Source organism: Synechococcus sp. CS-1326 (assembly GCF_025128115.1).
GTDB lineage: Bacteria > Cyanobacteriota > Cyanobacteriia > PCC-6307 > Cyanobiaceae > Regnicoccus.
Map to the genome: position 1 here is coordinate 1 of NZ_JAHLYV010000014.1, position 16,546 is coordinate 16,546.

A 16,546-nucleotide genomic window follows, 5' to 3' on the forward strand; every position below is an offset into this window, starting at 1 on the left:
ACCTGGGTGCCTTCAATTACCGCTTCAACCGGCGCTTCAACTTGGCAACGATGACTGAGCGAGTGGTTCATGCCATCTGCAGCTGCGGCGCTCGGCCGGAACGCTTCTTGAGGAGTGCGGAGCCAGCTACCTAATCAAGTGAAGCATTGGAGATTCTGCAAGATCCACCCCATTTACGGCATGGTTGTCTTGTGATCGCAGCTAAGGGCTGTGTATGTGAGCGGCAAGCAGCTCGGGTGCAGCTTTGCGGAAGGGGTTAGCCTACGGTGTCTATGAGAAAACCATGGCCAAGAAGCGAGTCCTACTCAACCATGGCATCTTGAGCTACAACAAGTGCGTTTTCTCAGCCATGATCTTTTCCTATTCGATGAGCGTCTCCTCTGACGTTGAGCCAGCCACCAATGCAATCCACTTGAGGCGCCGCCGCAAGGATAACTGGATGAGCCAACACTCACTGCGGCCAAGTGATGGCAAGCGTTAGGTGTATGCCCAAGCCGAGTTTTGGCCACTGAGAGACATTTGGGGTAATCTGTGGAAACTCATTCTTAGATTTTGACAATGAAGCTCGGATACGCGATTCTGTATGTCGACGATGTCGCTTCTTCCCTTGATTTCTACGAACGTGCATTTGGGTTTAAGCGACGCTTCCTTCATGAATCAGGAACCTATGGGGAACTTGAAACTGGAGATACAACGCTTTCATTCGCTTCGCACGAACTTGCCGATACGAATTTTCCTGGTGGCCATATTCGTGCCAGTGAATCCATCGCGCCCCTGGGGATGGAAATCGGCTTGGTAACGCTTGACGTTGCAGCTGCCCATGCCCATGCATTAGGGGAAGGCGCCATTGAATTGAGTGCACCTGCCCGGAAAGCCTGGGGGCAGATCGTTTCGTATGTTCGAGCGCCGGATGGCTGTCTCATTGAACTCTGCACGCCAGTTGGCGAGTAGAAGCAACGCCTCCCATCACGATCCAGCCGCTCTTCCACGAAGCGGTTCGGGTCGCGGCCCTCAAAGAGATAGCGCGCCTTGTCTTCCCGCCGCAGTCAGGGCTTCGGCTGCTCAGGGCCCTTCCTCGACGCGGACATCAGCACCGAAACCGAGCTGCTGATCGTTAACTGCCAGGCCCTGCTGCAGGGCACCGTGCTCCCCTGTGCGCTCATGCCCCTGCCGCGATCCGCGCATGCCAGTGAGGCCATCAGGCCGCAGAGGCCAGCGGCTGATCCAGGCGCCGGGCGGCGTCCGGCCCCTCCTTGATGGCGACCACCATGGAATCCGGGCCGACAAGATGCTCGGTTCGCGGCCTGGAAAATCCGGCTTCCTGCATCCAGGAGGCGCAGTCCTGACCGGTGTAGTCGAACCCACCCGGCGTTTCGATCAACATGTTCAGGCTCATCATCAGCCCGAATGCATTTGTTGAACGGTCATCGTCGATGATCGCTTCGTAGACAATCAGCGCTCCGCCGATCGGCAGCGCCTCGAAGGCCTTCCGGATCAGCATCTTTTTGGTGGGCAGATCCCAGTCATGCAGGATGTGCCCCATCAGCACAACATCGGCTGCGGGAATCGCCTGGTTGAAGAAGTTGCCTGGTTCAAAGCTGAGCCGGTCTGCCACGCCTGCCTTCTGCGCGTAATCCTCGAACGTGGGCGCCACTTCCGGCAGGTCGAATCCAGTGCCTTGCAGGTGTGGGTTGGCCAGGCAGATCTGAACGGCCAGATCCCCCTGCGCCGTGCCCACGTCGACGAATGATCGGTAGTTCTTCCAGATCGGAGCATGGGCGATCACCCGGTTGGCCCCGCGGCTGATGCCGGTCATCGCCCCGAGAAAGGCCCGCAGCTGGCTCGGATCGGCGTAAAGGCTCTCAAACAGCCCGGCCGATCCTGTCCTGGCTTCGTTCTGCTGAGTGCCCGTGCGCAGCGCCTCTGTGAGGTGCCCCCAGAACGGATACAGGCGGTTGTTGGCCATTTCCAGAATGCCGCCGATGTAGGAGGGCTTGTTCCTGTCCAGGAAGAAATCCGTTTCGGCTGTGTTCGCATAGTTGTCAGCCGTGCGAACCAGGAAGCCCAGCGCCACCAGCGCATCGAGAAAGTCGCGGGCTGACCGGGGGTGCAGGCCCAGCCGGCCACTCAGGGAAGCGAAGCACAGCTCCCCTTGCGAGAGTTCTGTGAAGACGCCGATTTCGATCGCACTGAGGAGGGTTTTGGCTGGCCAGAATCCAAAGCCGGTCTGCAGGATCTTCTCCGGATCCAGTGGATCGCCCATCCCTCTTTGCTGCTCTGGGAGGCCAATTTAGCCGATCAGACTGCAGGGGTTTCCGGGCTCCGCCCTGTTCTGCGCCGCCGGCTTTCTTCTGCTGGCCTGTGGTTATCCGCCGGCCAGAATCGCCCTGCAGCGCCCGCAGATCCGTCCGGTCAGTTCGCTGGTCAGAGCGTGGTCCTGCACGTCGGTTTCGTAGTGCCAGCAGCGCTCGCATTTCTCGCCGCCGGCCCTAGCGATTCGGATCGTCAGGCCCTCCAGCTTGGCGTTCACCAGGGGCTCGGCCAGGGGGGCTCCGCCGATCTGCAGCTCCGACACCAGCAACCAGTCGGCCAGGTTGTCGACCTCCGGGCTGGGGCTCCGCTCCAGCAACTCCAGGGCGGCGCGCAGGCCGGCGGCCGCCTCGCCAGGGGGCAGCAGCAACTGCAGCTTCACCTCGAGCGAGGAACCGATCCCGGCCTGGTCGCCCTTGAGGTTGCGGCAGGCTTCCAGCTGGCGGTTCACCTGGGAGCGCAATCCCTGCAGGCTGCTGATTGCCGCCTGTTCGGCTTCGCTGAGTTTCCAGTCCCGGCCGGCCAGGGGCCAGCCCCGCTCGAACACCGAGCGCTCCGCCACCGGGTAGGGCAGGTTCTGCCAGATGTCTTCTGCCATGTGGCAGAGCACCGGTGCGATCAGCCCGGCCAGCCGCTCCAGCACCAGCGCCATCACCGTCTGGCAGCTGCGTCGGCGATGCGACCCCGCCGCGCTCACATAAAGCCGGTCTTTGGCGATATCGAGATAGAAATTCGACAGGTCCACCACGCAGAAGTTCTGCAGTGCCTGGAAGAAGCGGTAGAACTCGAAGCGCTCGAAATCGCCGCTCACCTCCTCGATCAGATCGGCGGTGCGTTGCAGCATCCAGCGGTCCAGCAGCGGCAGGTCCGCCACCGGCAGCGCATCGCCTCCCGCTTCCACCGGCCCTGGATCGAAGTCGTGAAGGTTGCCCAGCAGGTAGCGGGCGGTGTTGCGCACCTTGCGGCTCACATCCGCCAGCTGTCTGACGATCCCGGGGCCGAGCGGCACATCGGCGGAATAGTCGACCGAACTCACCCACAGCCGCAGCACATCGGCGCCGAAGGCCGGTTCCTGCTTCTCGTTCCTGCCCCCCTCCACGATCACCGCCGGGTCGACCACATTGCCCAGGGATTTGCTCATCTTGCGACCCTTCTCATCGAGGGTGAAGCCGTGGGTGAGCACCCGTCGGTAGGGCGCCCGGCCGTTCACGGCCACCGAGGTGAGCAGGCTGCTCTGAAACCAGCCGCGGTGCTGGTCGGATCCCTCCAGATAGAGATCGGCGGGGTAATGGAGATCCCCTTCGGCCCGCTCCGGCTCCAGCCCCTTCAGCACCGCCGCCCAGGAGGAGCCGGAGTCGAACCACACGTCCATCGTGTCGCTGCCCTTGCGCCATTGATCGGCCTCGCCGGCCCGGCCGGGGGGCAGCAGCTCCGCCTCGTCGCGCTCCCACCACACGTCCGAGCCGTGCTCGGCGATCAGCGCCTGGATGTGATCGAGGCTGGCGGCATCGAGCAGCACCTCGCCGGTTGTGCGGTGATAGAAAACGGGGATCGGCAGGCCCCAGGTGCGCTGGCGGGAGATGCACCAGTCGCCCCGGTCGCGCACCATCGCCTCGATCCGGTTGCGGCCACTGGCCGGCAGCCAGTCCACGGCCGCGATCGCCGCCATCGCTTCGGCGCGGAAGCCCTCCACCGAGGCGAACCATTGCTCGGTGGCGCGGAAGATCGTCGGTTTCTTGGTGCGCCAGTCGTAGGGGTAGCGGTGGGCGTAGCTCTCCTGCTTCAACAGGGCGCCGGCCTCCTCCAGGGCGGCGATGATCACTGGGTTGGCGTCCTTGAGCACGTTGAGGCCAGCGAAGCGCCCCGCTTCCGCCGTCAGGGTGCCGCCCTCATCCACCGGGCAGAGCACCGGCAGGCCATGGGCCCTGCCGGTGTTGAAGTCGTCGACGCCGTGGCCCGGGGCGGTGTGGACCAGGCCGGTGCCCGCCTCCGTCGTGATGTAGTCGCCGCCGATCAGCACCGGGCTGCTGCGCTCCAGCAGCGGGTGGCGATAGGTGACGCCCTCCAGTTCGCTCCCCTTCACCGTGAGCAGGGGTTCCAGGCTGAGGCTCAGGCTGGTCTGCAGGCTGTCCACCAGCTCGGCGGCCACCACCAGGTGGCGGCCGCAGGTAGCCGCGCCGCCGGGCCCGCTGGCCCGGCAGATCGAGTAGTCGAGCGCACCGTTCACCGACACCGCCAGGTTGGCGGGCAGGGTCCAGGGGGTGGTGGTCCAGATCGCCACAGCCAGCTGTCCATTGGCCCAGCCACCACTGCTCGGTGCCAGGCCCACCGTGGCCAGGCGCTGGGCCAGGGGGGCCGGCACCGCCGTGACCGCGAAGGCCACGTAGACGCTCGGTGAGGTGTGACCGTCGGGGTAGTCGAGTTCGGCTTCGGCCAGGGCCGTACGGGAACTCGGGCTCCAGTGCACCGGCTTCAGCCCCCGGTAGATGTGGCCGGCCAGCACCATCTGGCCGAACACGCCGATCTGGGCGGCCTCGTAGCCCTTCTGCAGGGTGAGATAGGGGGCGTCCCAGTCGGCCCAGATGCCCCAGCGGCGGAAGCCGGCCTTCTGACCCTCCACCTGCTCGAGGGCATAGGCATGGGCCCGGCGGCGCAGGGCGATCGGGGTGAGGGCGCGGCGCTCCTCGCTGTCCATGCCCTGCAGCACCTTGAGCTCGATCGGCAGGCCGTGGCAATCCCAGCCCGGCACGAACCGCGCCCGCCGCCCCTTCAGCAGGGCGTACTTGTTGATGATGTCCTTGAGGATCTTGTTGAGCGCATGGCCCACATGCAGGGCGCCATTCGCATAGGGCGGCCCGTCGTGCAGGGTGAACACCGGGCCGGGATTGCCGCTGCTCAGGCGCTCGTAAAGGCGCTGCTCAGCCCAGAAGGCCTGCAGCTCCGGCTCGCGCGTCTTCGCGTTGGCCCGCATCCCGAAGGGGGTCTTCAGCAGATTGAGCGTGTCCTTGTAGGAAGCCGGGCTGGCGGTCACAGCGCCTGGTGGGCAGCAAGCACGGATTATCAACCCCGGCCCAATCAGGCTTCGATCGTGGCGCCTTCCGCCTCCGGCTCGGCTGACGCCGCCGCCGGCTGATCAGCCTCCTCGCCGGCCCCTGCCACCGAAGGCAGGGGGCCGGCGGGAGCGGCGACCTGCTGGAGCAGCTCGTCGATCTCGGTGAAGGAACGCACCTCCACCACGGCCGGGGCCTGGATCGCGGCTGGGACTGGGGCCTGGGTCGGGGCTGGGGCCGTGGATTCCTCCGGCCGCACCCAGCGTTTGCTGGGGGTTTTCGGCTTGGCTGTGGCCCGTTGCTGCAGCCAGGCGGCCGCACCGCCCAGGCTCGCCACCACCAGGCTCAGCAGCCTGGCCGCGGCGGTGCGGAGCTGCAGCAGGCTGGTCTGCCAGCGCTCGGGGGACCAGAAGCGCTGCTGCTCCTCACCGCTGAGCTGGCGCCATCGCCCCAGGCTCACCTCGCTGCCCAGCCGGCCGATCAACAGCCCGCCGCAGAGCACCGCCAGCATCGGCGCGCCACTGAGCCGCTCGGCGCTGGTGACCAGCACCAGGCCCAGCAGCAGCACCAGGGCGCCCCAGAAGGCGTCGCGGGGACGACTCAGCTCCGGCAGCAGCAGGGGGATCAGCAGCACCACCAGGCCGGCCAGCAGCGCAAGGATTCCACCGAGAGTGGCGAGCATGGTGGGGGGACGGAGTTGAAGCCATTCTGATCCGCTCGATACAGTTGGGGCCACGCCCACCTGGCGGAATTGGTAGACGCGCTGGTTTTAGGGTCCAGTGGCTTCGGTCGTGGGGGTTCAAGTCCCCCGGTGGGCATCGGCGCCAGAGCGCCGCTGATTGGATTTCCTGGGTGGTACCCGCTCCTTCAGGTCCACCATCAGCTGCATGGTTTCGATCGAGAGATCCCGGAGGTCCTGGGTGAGGGGGGCGGCGCTGCCGGGGCCGAACCATTGATCGAAGATCGCCGTTTCCCTGGGCTGGCCGGCAATGAATCCCTGCATGTAGCGGATCAGCGCCATGTTGACGATCCGCTGAAAGGCGGGATCGCTCTGGGGCAACATGCAGGCGATTCCTTCCTTGGAATAGGAGCGATCCCCCACCTGAAAGCCGGTTGGCTGGGGCTGACGCTGCAGCCAGGAATAGAGCAGAACGCCATCATCGGCAAAACCATCGATCGTGCCATCCTTCAGGGCCTGATAGCCGCTGTTTCGATCCTCCAGCAACACAGGAATCGCTTTGGGTTGCTGCTTGCGAATCGCCAGCTCGCTGGTGGTTCGCGGCAGGATGCCGATCCGCTTGCCTGCCAGCGATTCCTGGGAGGAGAGATTCGAATCGCGGCGAATCAAAAGCTGGGTGCCGGTGATGCCATAACTGACTGAAAAATCAACCTTTCGGTCCCGTTCCCAGGTGAAGCTGCTGGCATCACAAACCAGGCTGACCTTCGAAGACTCCAGGCTGGAAATGCGTTCGTCGGTATCCAGCGCGATCAACTTCAGCCGAACCGGACGTCCCAACTCAAGCGCCAGTTCCTCGGTGATCCGATGCATCATGTCGATGGAATAGCCCACCAGGTCACCAGCCCCGTTCTGATAGGCATAGGGGAAGGCATCTTTGCTGGTTCCAGCCGTCAGGACACCATCCCGGGCAATCTGCTCGATCACCGGCCCCGCCAGAGAAGGCCCGGCGATCAAGGCTGCCGCCAGCACACCCAGAGTGGAAAAAACTAGCCGAACAACCACAGATTTCTCTATGAATTGGCAGCCAAAGTACCATGGAGCCACTGCGTGGATCAGCGGCTTTTTCCGTGATCTGCCGCGCCGGCCACCCTGAGCCTTTTCCCCATGTCTCCAGTCACGCTTGAGCTGGGCCGCGACGACTGGCTGCGCATCCGTGATGCCCTGCGGTATCAGGGGCGCGATCTCCATCACCGCTCCTACGGAGTGACGGCCGACCGGCGGGAGCTGCTCTGGGCGGAGCTGGACCGCTGCCTCAGCCTGGCCGCCCGCATCGAGGCGCAGATCGCCGGCGAGGAGAGCTGAGCAGCCCTCGGCCTTCAGCCGCTCAGTTCTTGATCTTGGCCACCTCCGCCCTGGCCCGCTCCAGCACATCCCCCTTCAGCGGCACGAAGCCAAGTCCGGCCGCAAGCTTCTGGGGCCCGGGTTCCAGCGCCCAGCTCAGGAAGGTGCGCACCGCCTCGGCCTTCTCCTCCCCCTGGCCGCTCTGGTACGCAAGGATCCAGGTGAAGGCCACGATCGGGAAGCTCGCTTCGCCGGCAGGGTTGCAGTCTTCTCCCCCCAGCCGTTCATCGAGGCTCACCTGATTCAGGGCCGCCGCTCCGGATTCGGAATCGGCGATCACGAACTTGCCTGCCTTGTTCTGCAGGGCCGCCGGTTTGATCACACCCCGCAGGAACGCCTGGTTGACGTAGCCGATCGAGCCCGGCGTGTTCTGGATCACCCCGGCCACTCCTTCATTGCCCCTGCCACCGATCCCCACCGGCCAGTCGACGGCCTTGCCACGGCCCACCCGGGTTTTCCATTCCTCCGAGAAACAGGAGAGTGAATTGGTGAATCCGTAGGTGGTGCCGGAGCCATCGGAGCGGTGGGCCACCACGATCGGCCGGGCCTGGCAACCCAGGGCGCTCCAGTTGGTGATCTTGCCGAGGAAGATGTCGGCCAGCTGGGCCTGGGTGAGCTTGAGGTCGGGGCAATCGGGGTTGTTGTAGGCCGGGCTGATCGTGCCGCCCAGCATCGGAATCTGAACCGCGCCACGCTTGCCGGCCATGCCCTCCTTGAAATTCTCTTCGCTGAGCTGCTCATCGGTGGCGCCGAAATCAACGGAACCGGTGAGGAAGGAACGCACCCCGGCGCCGGATCCAACCGACTGGTAGTTGACGAGAAAGCCCTTCTCCGTTTTGTAGTCGGCGGACCAGCGCTGGTAGGCGGGAGCCGGGAAGGAGGCCCCTGCCCCGTTCAGCGAGGGCAGGCGTCTGCCGCCGCCGCCGCAGGCAGCCGTGCTGAGAGCTACCACGACCAGGCTGATCGGCACCAGCCGCTGGGGGCTTCGCAGGGCCTGGGTCAACTGTTGGGACAGGAAGGAAACCATCGCCAGAACCGCCGGGACGCTGCACAACCAGCTGATTCTCCGATCTGGTCCTTATCGGTGGCTTAAGGGTCCGCTCCCCATGTCCCGCTGGGCACGAGCTCAGCCGGGCTCCTGATCCAGGTCGCCCTCGATGCCAACCCTGCTGAGCAGGGAACAGCGCACCCCCAGCCGGTTGAGTTTCCCCTCCACCAGCCGTCCGAAGTCTTCATCGAGTGGATCGCTGAGGTGGGTGCCGCCGTCGAGCAGATCGGCCATGGCTCCGGGCGGCTTGTCGAAATAGCGGCCCAGGCATTGCTTCAGCTCGAACTGCGCCTCCGTCGGCAGATGGGCTTGGAGCTGCAGCCGCCAGCCGGGTGGATCCAGCTGGCCGAGTTCGATGCGGCGCAGGCCGGCCAGGTTCGAGAGAATCACCACCTGGTCGCCGGCGCGCAGCACGGTCTCCGGCGCCGGCAGGGCCCTGGCCCCGGGTGTGCGGGGCTGAGAGTGGCTGATCACCGTCACCCCGTAGCCGTTTTCAAAGCGGGCGATGCTGTGGCCGCAGAGGCTGTCGCCTGCTCTGAGCTCATAACGCACCACCAGCAGATTGCTGCCGTTGAGGCGGGCGATCCCTTCGACGCGCTCGCCGAAGGCGGTGGCCACCAGGGCATCGCAGGCCAGCTCCATCGTCGAGATCACCGTGACCCCGCCCAGCAGTTCCCCCAGCCGCTCGGCCGCCTCCACCGCATGGCTGAGGATCACCAGCCTGGCCAGCGGCCAGCGCTGCTGCAGCGAAAGGGCCCCCTGCAGGTTGGCGAGCAAGTCGCTCGAGAGCAGACCGATCGCCTCCACCCGGCAGTGCTTCAGCAGGGTTTCGGCGTTCTCCAGCCGCTCTACCACCACCGCCTCCCCGCTGGCGCCAGCAGCGTTGCCGCCGGCCTCAACCCGTACCACCTTCAGACGTGCCCGCGTCAGGGCCCTGCCCACCTGACTGGCCAGGGTGCCCCCATGGAGCAGCAGGATCTGGGCACTTCCACGCTTCAGTCTGCGGGGCCTGGCGATGCCGAAGCGGGCACTGAGCAGGCGCTCGAGGATCACCGCCACCAGGCCGGAGGTCAGCAGCGTGCCGATCAGCGAGTAGAGCAACGTACCGGCGATCAGCCGCCCATCAACGCTGGCGAGGCTCTGGTTCGGGCTCTGGGCCAGCAGCACGTTGACGGGATCGACATACTCCCCCTTGAGCAGGGCCAGGGTGACGAACAGGCCCTGCTGCCAGCCGCCCCGCAGGGAAAACACACCGATGCCGCCCGCCAGCAGCAGCAGCAACGCGGTGGTGGCGATCCACTGCAGGGCGGTGCGCTGCCGCCCCCATTCCCAGCTGCGCTGCCAGGGCCGCAGGCGTTGCAGGGCCTGGATCACCCCCGGTTGCCGCCGGCCGCCGCCGCCGGCTCCCCTGCCGTCGGCGCGCGCCTGGGGCAGGGCCTGGCTGCGGCGGAACCCCAGCGGGCTGACCACCATCCGGCCCTGGGGCCTGGTTCCCCAGCCGGTTTCAGGAGGCAGCCTGAGGCTGCGGAACTGACGGTCGTAGGCGGCCGCGGCAGCCACCTCGGTCGGTTCGATGGCGTCGTACACCTCGAAGCGGTGGCCATCCACCTCCAGCTGGGCCGCCTGGTCGCCTGAGCGCAGGGACTGGGCAACCGCCTCGGCGGTGAGCAGCAGGGGATCGACGACGGCGATTCCGGGCAGCCGTTGTTCCAGCAGAGCGCCGAAGGAGGCATCCCGGCTGGAGGAGCGAACCACGATCTCGGCACTGGCGTTGAGCAGGCGGACCTGGAGCGCCGCCTCGAAATTGACCGTGCTCTCGGAACTCAGCAAGAGCACGGCCCTGGCCTCGATCACCCCGGCCCGGCGCAGGATCTCCGGTCGGCGCATGTCGCCGAGAACCACCCTGGCCGCGAGCGCCTCGGCCAGAGCGGTGTGGCCCCAGGTGGGCGCGATCAGGTCGAGGCCAACCAGCGCGGCCTCGAAGTCGAGCAGCCGCAGCAGGCAGGCCTGGCCCAGGGAGCCGAGTCCGCAGACCACGATCGCCCCCTGGCGGAACCTCGGCTGAATCGGCAAGGAAGCCATGGATCCCATGCTGGCCGCCGCCGGTTAAGGGATGGTCAATCCAGGCGCATGAAACAGAATCGGTGCCCGGTCCGATCTTCCCAATCCCATGACAGAACCCAGCTCAGCTCAGTCCGCGGCTGGCCAGGGGGCCGGCTCGATGCCCTGGCCGTTGCTGTTGCGCTGGCCCATCGCCCTTGTGGTCACGGCGCTCATCCTGGCAACAGCGCTCGCTCGGGTGCTGTCCCAGCCCATCAAGATCCAGCTGGTCATGGATGCGCCGTTCCCGGTCACCGGGCAGGTGGATGTCGGCGGCGTCAGAACGCCGCTGCTGGTGGAGAGGATCGAGAACCCGATCCGCACCGAGCCGATCGTGACCAGGCCGATCGCGGCCAATGTCACCCTGGTGGAAGGGGTGGAGCTGGCTTCGCCGCTGTCGGTTTCCGTCCCCGAGCTGGGCAAGGGCCTCGGCGTGTCGGTACGTGGGCCCGTCAATGCCCAGGTCGGTGGGGAGGTGAAGGCCCAGGTCGCCGGCAACGTCGGCGCGAACGTGATCGGCGATGTTTCAGCGGTGCTGCGGGGCAAGGTCGATGCCGACGTGAAAGGCAGGGTTGATGTGTCGGTGCCTGAGCCCCTGGAGCACCGTCGCATCAAGCTGGGGCTCTGAGCCTTCTTCCCGTTGGGGGGTCACCGCCGCCACCGGGTTCCTCCGCAGTTCACAAATCCTTACATTAGATTGATCGGCAATTCGGGTTGTCCGCATGGAAGCCTTTTTCGGGATCGCCTATTTCATCTGCTTCGCCGTGATTGCCGGCGGTGCCTTTGCGCTGATGCGCCAGAACCTGCAGGCCACCGATTGGAGCAGCAGAACACCAGCTGCCTCTTCCCATCCGGAGGCCCCCAGTCCGGGGGATCAGCTTCTTTATGTCGATCTGAACCGCGAACGTCTGGAGCGTCTCCTCGAAGAAACCGCCTGAGCCGGTGTTGGCGGATCGGAGCCTAGATCACAACGGAATCCAGGTTTCTGAGCGGGCTCTCGCTCATCGAATCAACTTGAAAAGTGGTCCAGGTTGCTGTGGTGCCCGGCTTTGATCCAAGCAAAGGGAAATCAATCCGCCTGTGTTGATAGGTCAATCCCACACAGGTCAGGTTGGATTGATCCGCCATCAATGACCACAGCACTCTCAGCTCAGCCCTGTCATAACAATGGTTTGGGCCACGATCAAGCTGCTCGAAAACATGGCCTGGATGGCAGCTGATTGTCTGTTGATTTTCCCAGGAGAGGTAACGGCCGTCCTCAGTGGGGTAGAACCAGCAGGTGTCATTGCTGGCCTCCTGCAGCGGCAGGCAATCGACGCGCCTGACGGCGGAATCGGCTGAATCGGGTTGCTCCAGTTCGTAGACTTCAAGCCACTGACTGGCCGGATTGAAGCTTGGGATCAGGGCTTTGCAAACCAGGCGGCGTTGCTGCTGGTCGGTTGGATTGTCGATTTCAAGGCCTGGTCCAAACGGATCCTTTCCGGAACTGTTCAGGGCGTCGCTGGCGATCAGATCCTGAAGGGAACCGGCCCACGAATCTGGACATCGATAGATGGTCAGGTGAAAGCCGCTGCGCAGGGACGCCTCCTGGCGAAGCACCAGATCCGACCAGCGATCCAGCGGTTGGGCGAATTCCGGCGGCCCCGGATTGAGAACAAAACGCAGTGCATTCGTCATTGGCCCAGGTGAGCAGAGGATCCATGGCCGGGATGGCTGGAAACCGGCTGATTCCAGACATTAAAAAACCAGGTCCGCCGGACTCGGCGAACCTGGTTTGCTGAGCGGGGCTCGGGCTTCAGCCGAGACCGATCTGGGTGAGGATGCCTTGGCCGGTGAGCAGCTCGGTGGCGATACCGATCACGAAGCCGAGCATGGCGAGGCGGCCATTCCAGGTTTCGGCGAACTGAACAAAGCCAAAGCGGGTGGTGGATTCAGTCATGGCTGGTGCGGGGTTGACTTCACGAAGCGTAACACGATTCTTGCGTTCTGTGACGGATCGGCTGATGGGGGTTGCGCAATCCGCCGGTGCCCCGGCGCCTTCGGTTCACGGTGCCTTCGGTTTTGGCTTGGCGGGTGCGCCTGTTGCCGGTGGCGTTCTGGGGGGGGATGTGGTCGCGGCCGGGCCGGCGGCAGGTTTGGCGTTGGCGCAGAGCGATGCTGCCATGCGGTCCTCGCCGCCGATGGTCTTCGACTCCTCGGCTGAAAGCGGCAGCCGCCACTCTTCCCAGGCTCCCGAGCCGGTTCGCCGGGTGAGCTTGAGGCTCGGGCAATGCACGGCCACGCTGCCGGCAACCGCCGGATCGCCGCATTCGACCGCGGTGGAGCGCACATCTCCCTCGCTGAGCCGCCAGGCACTCCAGTCATAACGACAGGAACCGAAGCTTCGCCAGCGTGGAGCCTTGAGCTTGCGGATGCGTTCCAGCAGCTCCTTCTCTTTGGTGCTGGGGCTGGAATCGGTGCTGGGGCTGGAGTTGAGTTCGCCGCTGGATTCAGCCGTTCTGGCTGGTTCGGGCTTGAGGGCCGGCCTGGATTGCAGCGGTGGTGGGGCCGTCGGCTGGCTGCGGGCCGCAACACTGCCCAGAAGCCAGAACGAGAGAAGCCCAAGAGCAAGCAGCGGAGTGCTGATTGCTCTTGGGCCGTTGAACGATTTACCAGGCCGGTGGGTAGAGGTTTCCATGGACATCCTTGCTGCCTCGAACGCCACGAACAGGGCTCAAGCCTGCCATGGCAGAGACGGCGGGCTGGGGGTTTGAGGTCCCAGCCGGGTCGGGCTCAGTCTTCGTCGCTCTCGTCGCTGCCGACAGGCACCAGGCGAATCTGCTTGCGGCCCAGCTTCAGCTCGAATTCATCACCCGGCTTGAGATCCAGCAGGCCGGTGTAGGCCTTGCCGACCAACAGGTTGCCGTTGCCCTGAACCGTGGCGATGTAGCTGAGTTTGCGACCGGCCTTGGCTCCCAGGCCGCCGCCACCTCCGTTGCCGAGGCTCACACCCTTGGCTTCGAGAAGGGCCTCGTAAAAGGCAGTGAAGTTGAGGCGTTCGCTTCCATCCTTCTTGATGCTCAGGTAGCCGCAGCTGCGCACCAGGTCGGATTTGGAAGCATCGCCGAGCTCCTTGACTTTGGTCAGCAGGTCGGATCCAGTCAGCATGATCTTGGAAGAGGTAACTGATTTAACATAGCAATCCATCGGGGGATATTCAATGGTCGAAACCGCGTTTCCGCCCGATTGAACTCCTTTGTCAGCAGGACTGAACCGATCCGAATTCTGTCGGGCCAGGCGATGGGAGATCAATGGGAGAAGTGATCGCCCCAGGCCGGGCAGCGCCACTCATCGGAGAAGAGAATTCCGTCCTGAGCGGAACGGCAATGCTCCGGTATGCAGAGTCAGATTCTGTTCGCTCACCCAGCCCATCGCAGTGCCATCAGCAAGCAGTGACCGCCTGGGAGAACCCACACCTTGCCTTGTTCTGGAGTTTCAGCCTGGCTCTGTTTCCGATCCGTTTCTGCCCTGGCAGCCGCCGCAGCGCTGAAACGATGCCATCGGAATCACTCGGCCTGAATGGTTGGCGCCAACTTCGCGCTCAAGGATCGCCAGCGGTGACGAGGCCATGCCAATGGCTTGAGCGATGCGGTGATCGGAACCTTTTCAAGCCGGATTGTCATCTGCGAAATCCCATGGACCTTTGGGCCGAATGATCCGCTCTGATCCCAGCAATGAGGGCTCATCCAGTGAAATCCGAACCAGCGCAGGAAGGGACAGTGGGCCTCAATCCAGTTGTCGCTTAATTCCAGTTGGTGCGTGATTGAGTGAATAGTTTGGAACTTTAGGCCATTGACAGGCTCACTTGGTGCGCGGGCCTGTCAATTCGGCCTGTTGTCAGCTTGGTTGTCATCCTCCCGGGCCTTGGTTGGCGCCTTTTTCTTCACAAAAAAGGGCCGGAGTTCTGGGGGATTGTGCTTTGCAGGGGCACCTTCCTGGATCAGCCCTGCCCGCCTGTGCTCACCCTCTGCAGGCCCTCTTCCTTGCTTTTGAAAATTCCCAGGCGCGATCGCGGCGGGCCTGGACTCAGCCGATCCAGCCGGCCAGGTGGGAAGCGGCACCGGAGCCGACCAGGGCCCGGGCGGCGGGCAGGGCAGGCTCCAGCTGCAGGGAACGGAACGGTGGCAGGTTGCGGCTGCGCAGCCAGGCCCCCCAGCGAAATTCATGGAAGGGGATCAGCGGCGCCGCCTCGATCCGTTTCTCCCGCTTGAGTGCCCAGACCAGGCTGCGGTAGGGGTCATCCTGCAGGTCGTGGAGCCCGGTGGGCAGCCGCTCCGGTGCGTGCGGCCCCTGGCCGCGGGCGTCGTACAGGTAGAGCCAACCCCGCTGCAGCAGGGCCTGGAGCACCGCGTGGCGATCGGGTAGGTCCAGCTCCAGAACCACATAACCGAAGGCGGTGGCGTCGGGATCCACTGCGATCAGGCCGCTGAGGCGGTGATGCCGATCAAGCATCCACAATCCACCGTCGGTGTTGCGGACCAGCGGCACGGGTTTGCCGCGCAGATAGCTGCGTCGATCCTTGGCGCTTTCTTCGGCAAAATCAGCGCGGCGGTGGCGCACTTCCGCCAGACCCACGCACAGCTGGGTGGGTTGCAGCTGGGCCACCGGTACCTCCAGGAATTGTTTCGGAGCGTTGGGTGGAGGTGGGAGCGGCTGGAAGGGAGGGAGCTGGAGCGCCATGCGGAGGGGTCAGTTGAACAGTTTGGGCGGGATTGCGGCCAGACCGAACAGAGCCGCAAGGCACCCTACGGAAGGGCGTGTACCAAACTATTGACACGCTCTTAACCACGGCATAACACGGTGGCTCCACCTTGCCTGCTAAGAATCGGTGGACTCTTGATTGGCTTCTCTGATGACCTTCGCCAAGAAGGCCTCGATCTTCACCGTTCTTGCCGTCCTCGGCACCGGTGCAACGGTTTCCGCCCAGAGCGCCCTCAATGGTGCAGGCGCCTCATTCCCTGCTCCTTTCTATCAACGGGCCTTTGCGGATCTTGCTTCTGCCGGTGGCCCCAGGGTCAATTATCAGTCGGTGGGCTCCGGTGCGGGCGTTCGCCAGTTCATTGCCGGCACCGTTGACTTCGGCGCCACCGATGAACCGATCAGCGCCGCCGATGCTGCCAAGGTGAGCCGTGGCGTGGTGCAGATCCCCACTGTGGGTGGCACGATCGCGATCGCCTTCAACCAGCCCGGTTGCAACCTCAAACTCACCCAGAAGCAGGCTGCGGAGATTTTCCTGGGGGTGATCAACGATTGGAAGCAGCTGGGTTGCAAGGCAGGCAAGATCTCGGTTGTGCATCGCTCCGATGGTTCCGGCACCACCTTCGCCTTCACCAATTCCCTCTCGGCTTTCTCCCCGGCCTGGAAGAGCAGGGTGGGTGAAGGAAAATCCGTGAAGTGGCCCGTGGGTGTCGGCGGTAAGGGGAATGAGGGCGTGTCTGGCGTGATTCAGAACACGCCGGGCTCGATCGGCTATCTCAACCAGGCCTTCGTGAAGGGCAAGATCAAGGCGGCTGCCGTGCAGAACAAGGCTGGCAAGTTCGTCCTCCCCAATCTCAAGAGCGGCGCTGCCGCCCTCAACAACATCAAGCTCAACGCCATGCTGGCTGGAGAGGATCCCAATCCCGCCGGTGCCGATAGCTACCCGATCGCCACCCTCACCTGGGCGCTCGCCTACAGGAAAGGCAATGGGGCCAAGGCTCCTGCTGTCCGCAGGGCGATGACCCACCTGCTGAGCCCCGGCGCCCAGGGCAAGGCCGATGACCTCGGCTATGTGCCCTTGCGTGGTGCCATCCTCAACAGCGCCAGAAAGGCAGTGGCCAACATCGGCTCCTGAACCCGCCCAGCCCTCCGGCTCGCAGTGGTTCACGAGATTCAGCTGGGGGGCGGTAGCCCCCTTTTTTTTGTCAGGCCCTTAGCCAG

17 protein-coding genes, 1 tRNA gene and 1 pseudogene are annotated in these 16,546 nt (G+C 64.4%); 7 read left to right on the forward strand and 12 right to left on the reverse strand.

Annotated features, from left to right (window positions below):
- Together KQ307_RS04790 and KQ307_RS04795 are read left to right on the forward strand one after the other, a co-directional pair.
- A pseudogene (locus KQ307_RS04790) lies at window positions 1-134 on the forward strand (IS1595 family transposase); the annotation flags it as partial.
- Window positions 135-558: 424 nt separating this feature from the next.
- On the forward strand, window positions 559-951 hold the full coding sequence (locus tag KQ307_RS04795; protein ID WP_259727148.1) for a VOC family protein: 393 nt from the start codon (window positions 559-561) through the stop codon (window positions 949-951).
- A gap of 111 nt (window positions 952-1,062) precedes the next feature.
- Here KQ307_RS04795 and KQ307_RS04800 read toward each other — a convergent pair whose 3' ends face one another.
- From KQ307_RS04800 to KQ307_RS14780, 4 genes are all read right to left on the reverse strand, one after another.
- On the reverse strand, window positions 1,063-1,185 hold the full coding sequence (locus tag KQ307_RS04800) for a hypothetical protein (RefSeq protein ID WP_259727149.1): 123 nt from the start codon (window positions 1,183-1,185) through the stop codon (window positions 1,063-1,065).
- Window positions 1,186-1,198: 13 nt separating this feature from the next.
- On the reverse strand, window positions 1,199-2,263 hold the full coding sequence (locus KQ307_RS04805; protein WP_259727150.1) for an acetylserotonin O-methyltransferase: 1,065 nt from the start codon (window positions 2,261-2,263) through the stop codon (window positions 1,199-1,201).
- A 102-nt stretch (window positions 2,264-2,365) separates the two neighbouring features.
- The gene (gene ileS / locus KQ307_RS04810; protein ID WP_259727151.1) at window positions 2,366-5,341 is read right to left on the reverse strand and encodes an isoleucine--tRNA ligase; all 2,976 of its coding nucleotides are present in this window, start codon (window positions 5,339-5,341) and stop codon (window positions 2,366-2,368) included.
- Window positions 5,342-5,385: 44 nt separating this feature from the next.
- Entirely contained in the window at window positions 5,386-6,042 is a 657-nt protein-coding gene (locus tag KQ307_RS14780) for a Ycf66 family protein (protein WP_311133740.1), read from the reverse strand.
- 54 nt (window positions 6,043-6,096) lie between these two features.
- Between KQ307_RS14780 and KQ307_RS04820 the strand changes: the two genes are divergently transcribed.
- Window positions 6,097-6,178: transfer RNA gene (locus tag KQ307_RS04820), tRNA-Leu, on the forward strand.
- Here KQ307_RS04820 and KQ307_RS04825 read toward each other — a convergent pair.
- Window positions 6,160-7,101, reverse strand: a complete 942-nt coding sequence (locus tag KQ307_RS04825) for an amino acid ABC transporter substrate-binding protein (RefSeq protein ID WP_259727152.1) — start codon at window positions 7,099-7,101, stop codon at window positions 6,160-6,162. The two genes, KQ307_RS04820 and KQ307_RS04825, sit on opposite strands and share 19 nt — an antisense overlap.
- A 102-nt stretch (window positions 7,102-7,203) precedes the next feature.
- On the opposite strand from KQ307_RS04825, the gene KQ307_RS04830 reads away from it, so the two are divergent.
- A complete protein-coding gene (locus tag KQ307_RS04830) occupies window positions 7,204-7,401 on the forward strand; it encodes a hypothetical protein (protein WP_259727153.1) in 198 nt (65 codons plus the stop codon).
- 22 nt (window positions 7,402-7,423) lie between these two features.
- On the opposite strand, the gene pstS (KQ307_RS04835) is transcribed toward KQ307_RS04830, so the two are convergent.
- Both pstS (KQ307_RS04835) and KQ307_RS04840 read right to left on the reverse strand, forming a co-directional pair.
- Entirely contained in the window at window positions 7,424-8,467 is a 1,044-nt protein-coding gene (pstS, locus tag KQ307_RS04835) for a phosphate ABC transporter substrate-binding protein PstS (protein WP_259701339.1), read from the reverse strand.
- Between the two features lie 99 nt (window positions 8,468-8,566).
- Entirely contained in the window at window positions 8,567-10,570 is a 2,004-nt protein-coding gene (locus KQ307_RS04840; RefSeq protein ID WP_259727154.1) for an NAD-binding protein, read from the reverse strand.
- 88 nt (window positions 10,571-10,658) lie between these two features.
- Here KQ307_RS04840 and KQ307_RS04845 point away from each other — a divergent pair, with 88 nt between their 5' ends.
- Entirely contained in the window at window positions 10,659-11,216 is a 558-nt protein-coding gene (locus KQ307_RS04845) for a hypothetical protein (RefSeq protein ID WP_259701341.1), read from the forward strand.
- Window positions 11,217-11,310: 94 nt separating this feature from the next.
- Complete coding sequence (locus KQ307_RS04850) at window positions 11,311-11,526, forward strand: hypothetical protein (RefSeq protein WP_259701342.1); 216 nt, start codon at window positions 11,311-11,313, stop codon at window positions 11,524-11,526.
- 22 nt (window positions 11,527-11,548) lie between these two features.
- Here KQ307_RS04850 and KQ307_RS04855 read toward each other — a convergent pair whose 3' ends face one another.
- The 5 genes from KQ307_RS04855 to KQ307_RS04875 all read right to left on the reverse strand — a co-directional run bounded on the left by KQ307_RS04855 (window position 11,549) and on the right by KQ307_RS04875 (window position 15,307).
- Window positions 11,549-12,265 (reverse strand): hypothetical protein, encoded by a 717-nt coding sequence (locus KQ307_RS04855; RefSeq protein WP_259727155.1) that lies wholly within the window; start codon window positions 12,263-12,265, stop codon window positions 11,549-11,551.
- 118 nt (window positions 12,266-12,383) lie between these two features.
- Window positions 12,384-12,527: a chlorophyll a/b-binding protein gene (locus KQ307_RS04860; RefSeq protein WP_259701344.1), complete on the reverse strand. Its 144-nt coding sequence runs from the start codon at window positions 12,525-12,527 to the stop codon at window positions 12,384-12,386.
- A gap of 105 nt (window positions 12,528-12,632) precedes the next feature.
- On the reverse strand, window positions 12,633-13,265 hold the full coding sequence (locus KQ307_RS04865; RefSeq protein ID WP_259727156.1) for a hypothetical protein: 633 nt from the start codon (window positions 13,263-13,265) through the stop codon (window positions 12,633-12,635).
- Window positions 13,266-13,360: 95 nt separating this feature from the next.
- The gene (locus KQ307_RS04870) at window positions 13,361-13,735 is read right to left on the reverse strand and encodes an AbrB family transcriptional regulator (protein ID WP_259701346.1); all 375 of its coding nucleotides are present in this window, start codon (window positions 13,733-13,735) and stop codon (window positions 13,361-13,363) included.
- Window positions 13,736-14,653: 918 nt separating this feature from the next.
- On the reverse strand, window positions 14,654-15,307 hold the full coding sequence (locus KQ307_RS04875) for a ParB-like protein (RefSeq protein WP_259727157.1): 654 nt from the start codon (window positions 15,305-15,307) through the stop codon (window positions 14,654-14,656).
- A gap of 172 nt (window positions 15,308-15,479) precedes the next feature.
- On the opposite strand from KQ307_RS04875, the gene pstS (KQ307_RS04880) reads away from it, so the two are divergent.
- Window positions 15,480-16,460: a phosphate ABC transporter substrate-binding protein PstS gene (pstS, locus tag KQ307_RS04880; protein WP_259727158.1), complete on the forward strand. Its 981-nt coding sequence runs from the start codon at window positions 15,480-15,482 to the stop codon at window positions 16,458-16,460.
- Window positions 16,461-16,546 lie beyond the last annotated feature (86 nt).

Excerpts from the sequence above, each read along its gene's own strand:
- KQ307_RS04795 (WP_259727148.1), top strand. The coding sequence starts at position 559 with ATGAAGCTCGGATACGCGATTCTGTATGTCGACGATGTCGCTTCTTCC.
- KQ307_RS04800 (WP_259727149.1), bottom strand. The coding sequence starts at position 1,185 with ATGCGCGGATCGCGGCAGGGGCATGAGCGCACAGGGGAGCACGGTGCC.
- KQ307_RS04805 (WP_259727150.1), bottom strand. The coding sequence starts at position 2,263 with ATGGGCGATCCACTGGATCCGGAGAAGATCCTGCAGACCGGCTTTGGA.
- KQ307_RS14780 (WP_311133740.1), bottom strand. The coding sequence starts at position 6,042 with ATGCTCGCCACTCTCGGTGGAATCCTTGCGCTGCTGGCCGGCCTGGTG.
- KQ307_RS04830 (WP_259727153.1), top strand. The coding sequence starts at position 7,204 with ATGTCTCCAGTCACGCTTGAGCTGGGCCGCGACGACTGGCTGCGCATC.
- pstS (WP_259701339.1), bottom strand. The coding sequence starts at position 8,467 with ATGGTTTCCTTCCTGTCCCAACAGTTGACCCAGGCCCTGCGAAGCCCC.
- KQ307_RS04840 (WP_259727154.1), bottom strand. The coding sequence starts at position 10,570 with ATGGCTTCCTTGCCGATTCAGCCGAGGTTCCGCCAGGGGGCGATCGTG.
- KQ307_RS04845 (WP_259701341.1), top strand. The coding sequence starts at position 10,659 with ATGACAGAACCCAGCTCAGCTCAGTCCGCGGCTGGCCAGGGGGCCGGC.
- KQ307_RS04850 (WP_259701342.1), top strand. The coding sequence starts at position 11,311 with ATGGAAGCCTTTTTCGGGATCGCCTATTTCATCTGCTTCGCCGTGATT.
- KQ307_RS04855 (WP_259727155.1), bottom strand. The coding sequence starts at position 12,265 with ATGACGAATGCACTGCGTTTTGTTCTCAATCCGGGGCCGCCGGAATTC.
- KQ307_RS04860 (WP_259701344.1), bottom strand. The coding sequence starts at position 12,527 with ATGACTGAATCCACCACCCGCTTTGGCTTTGTTCAGTTCGCCGAAACC.
- KQ307_RS04865 (WP_259727156.1), bottom strand. The coding sequence starts at position 13,265 with ATGGAAACCTCTACCCACCGGCCTGGTAAATCGTTCAACGGCCCAAGA.
- KQ307_RS04870 (WP_259701346.1), bottom strand. The coding sequence starts at position 13,735 with ATGCTGACTGGATCCGACCTGCTGACCAAAGTCAAGGAGCTCGGCGAT.
- KQ307_RS04875 (WP_259727157.1), bottom strand. The coding sequence starts at position 15,307 with ATGGCGCTCCAGCTCCCTCCCTTCCAGCCGCTCCCACCTCCACCCAAC.
- pstS (WP_259727158.1), top strand. The coding sequence starts at position 15,480 with ATGACCTTCGCCAAGAAGGCCTCGATCTTCACCGTTCTTGCCGTCCTC.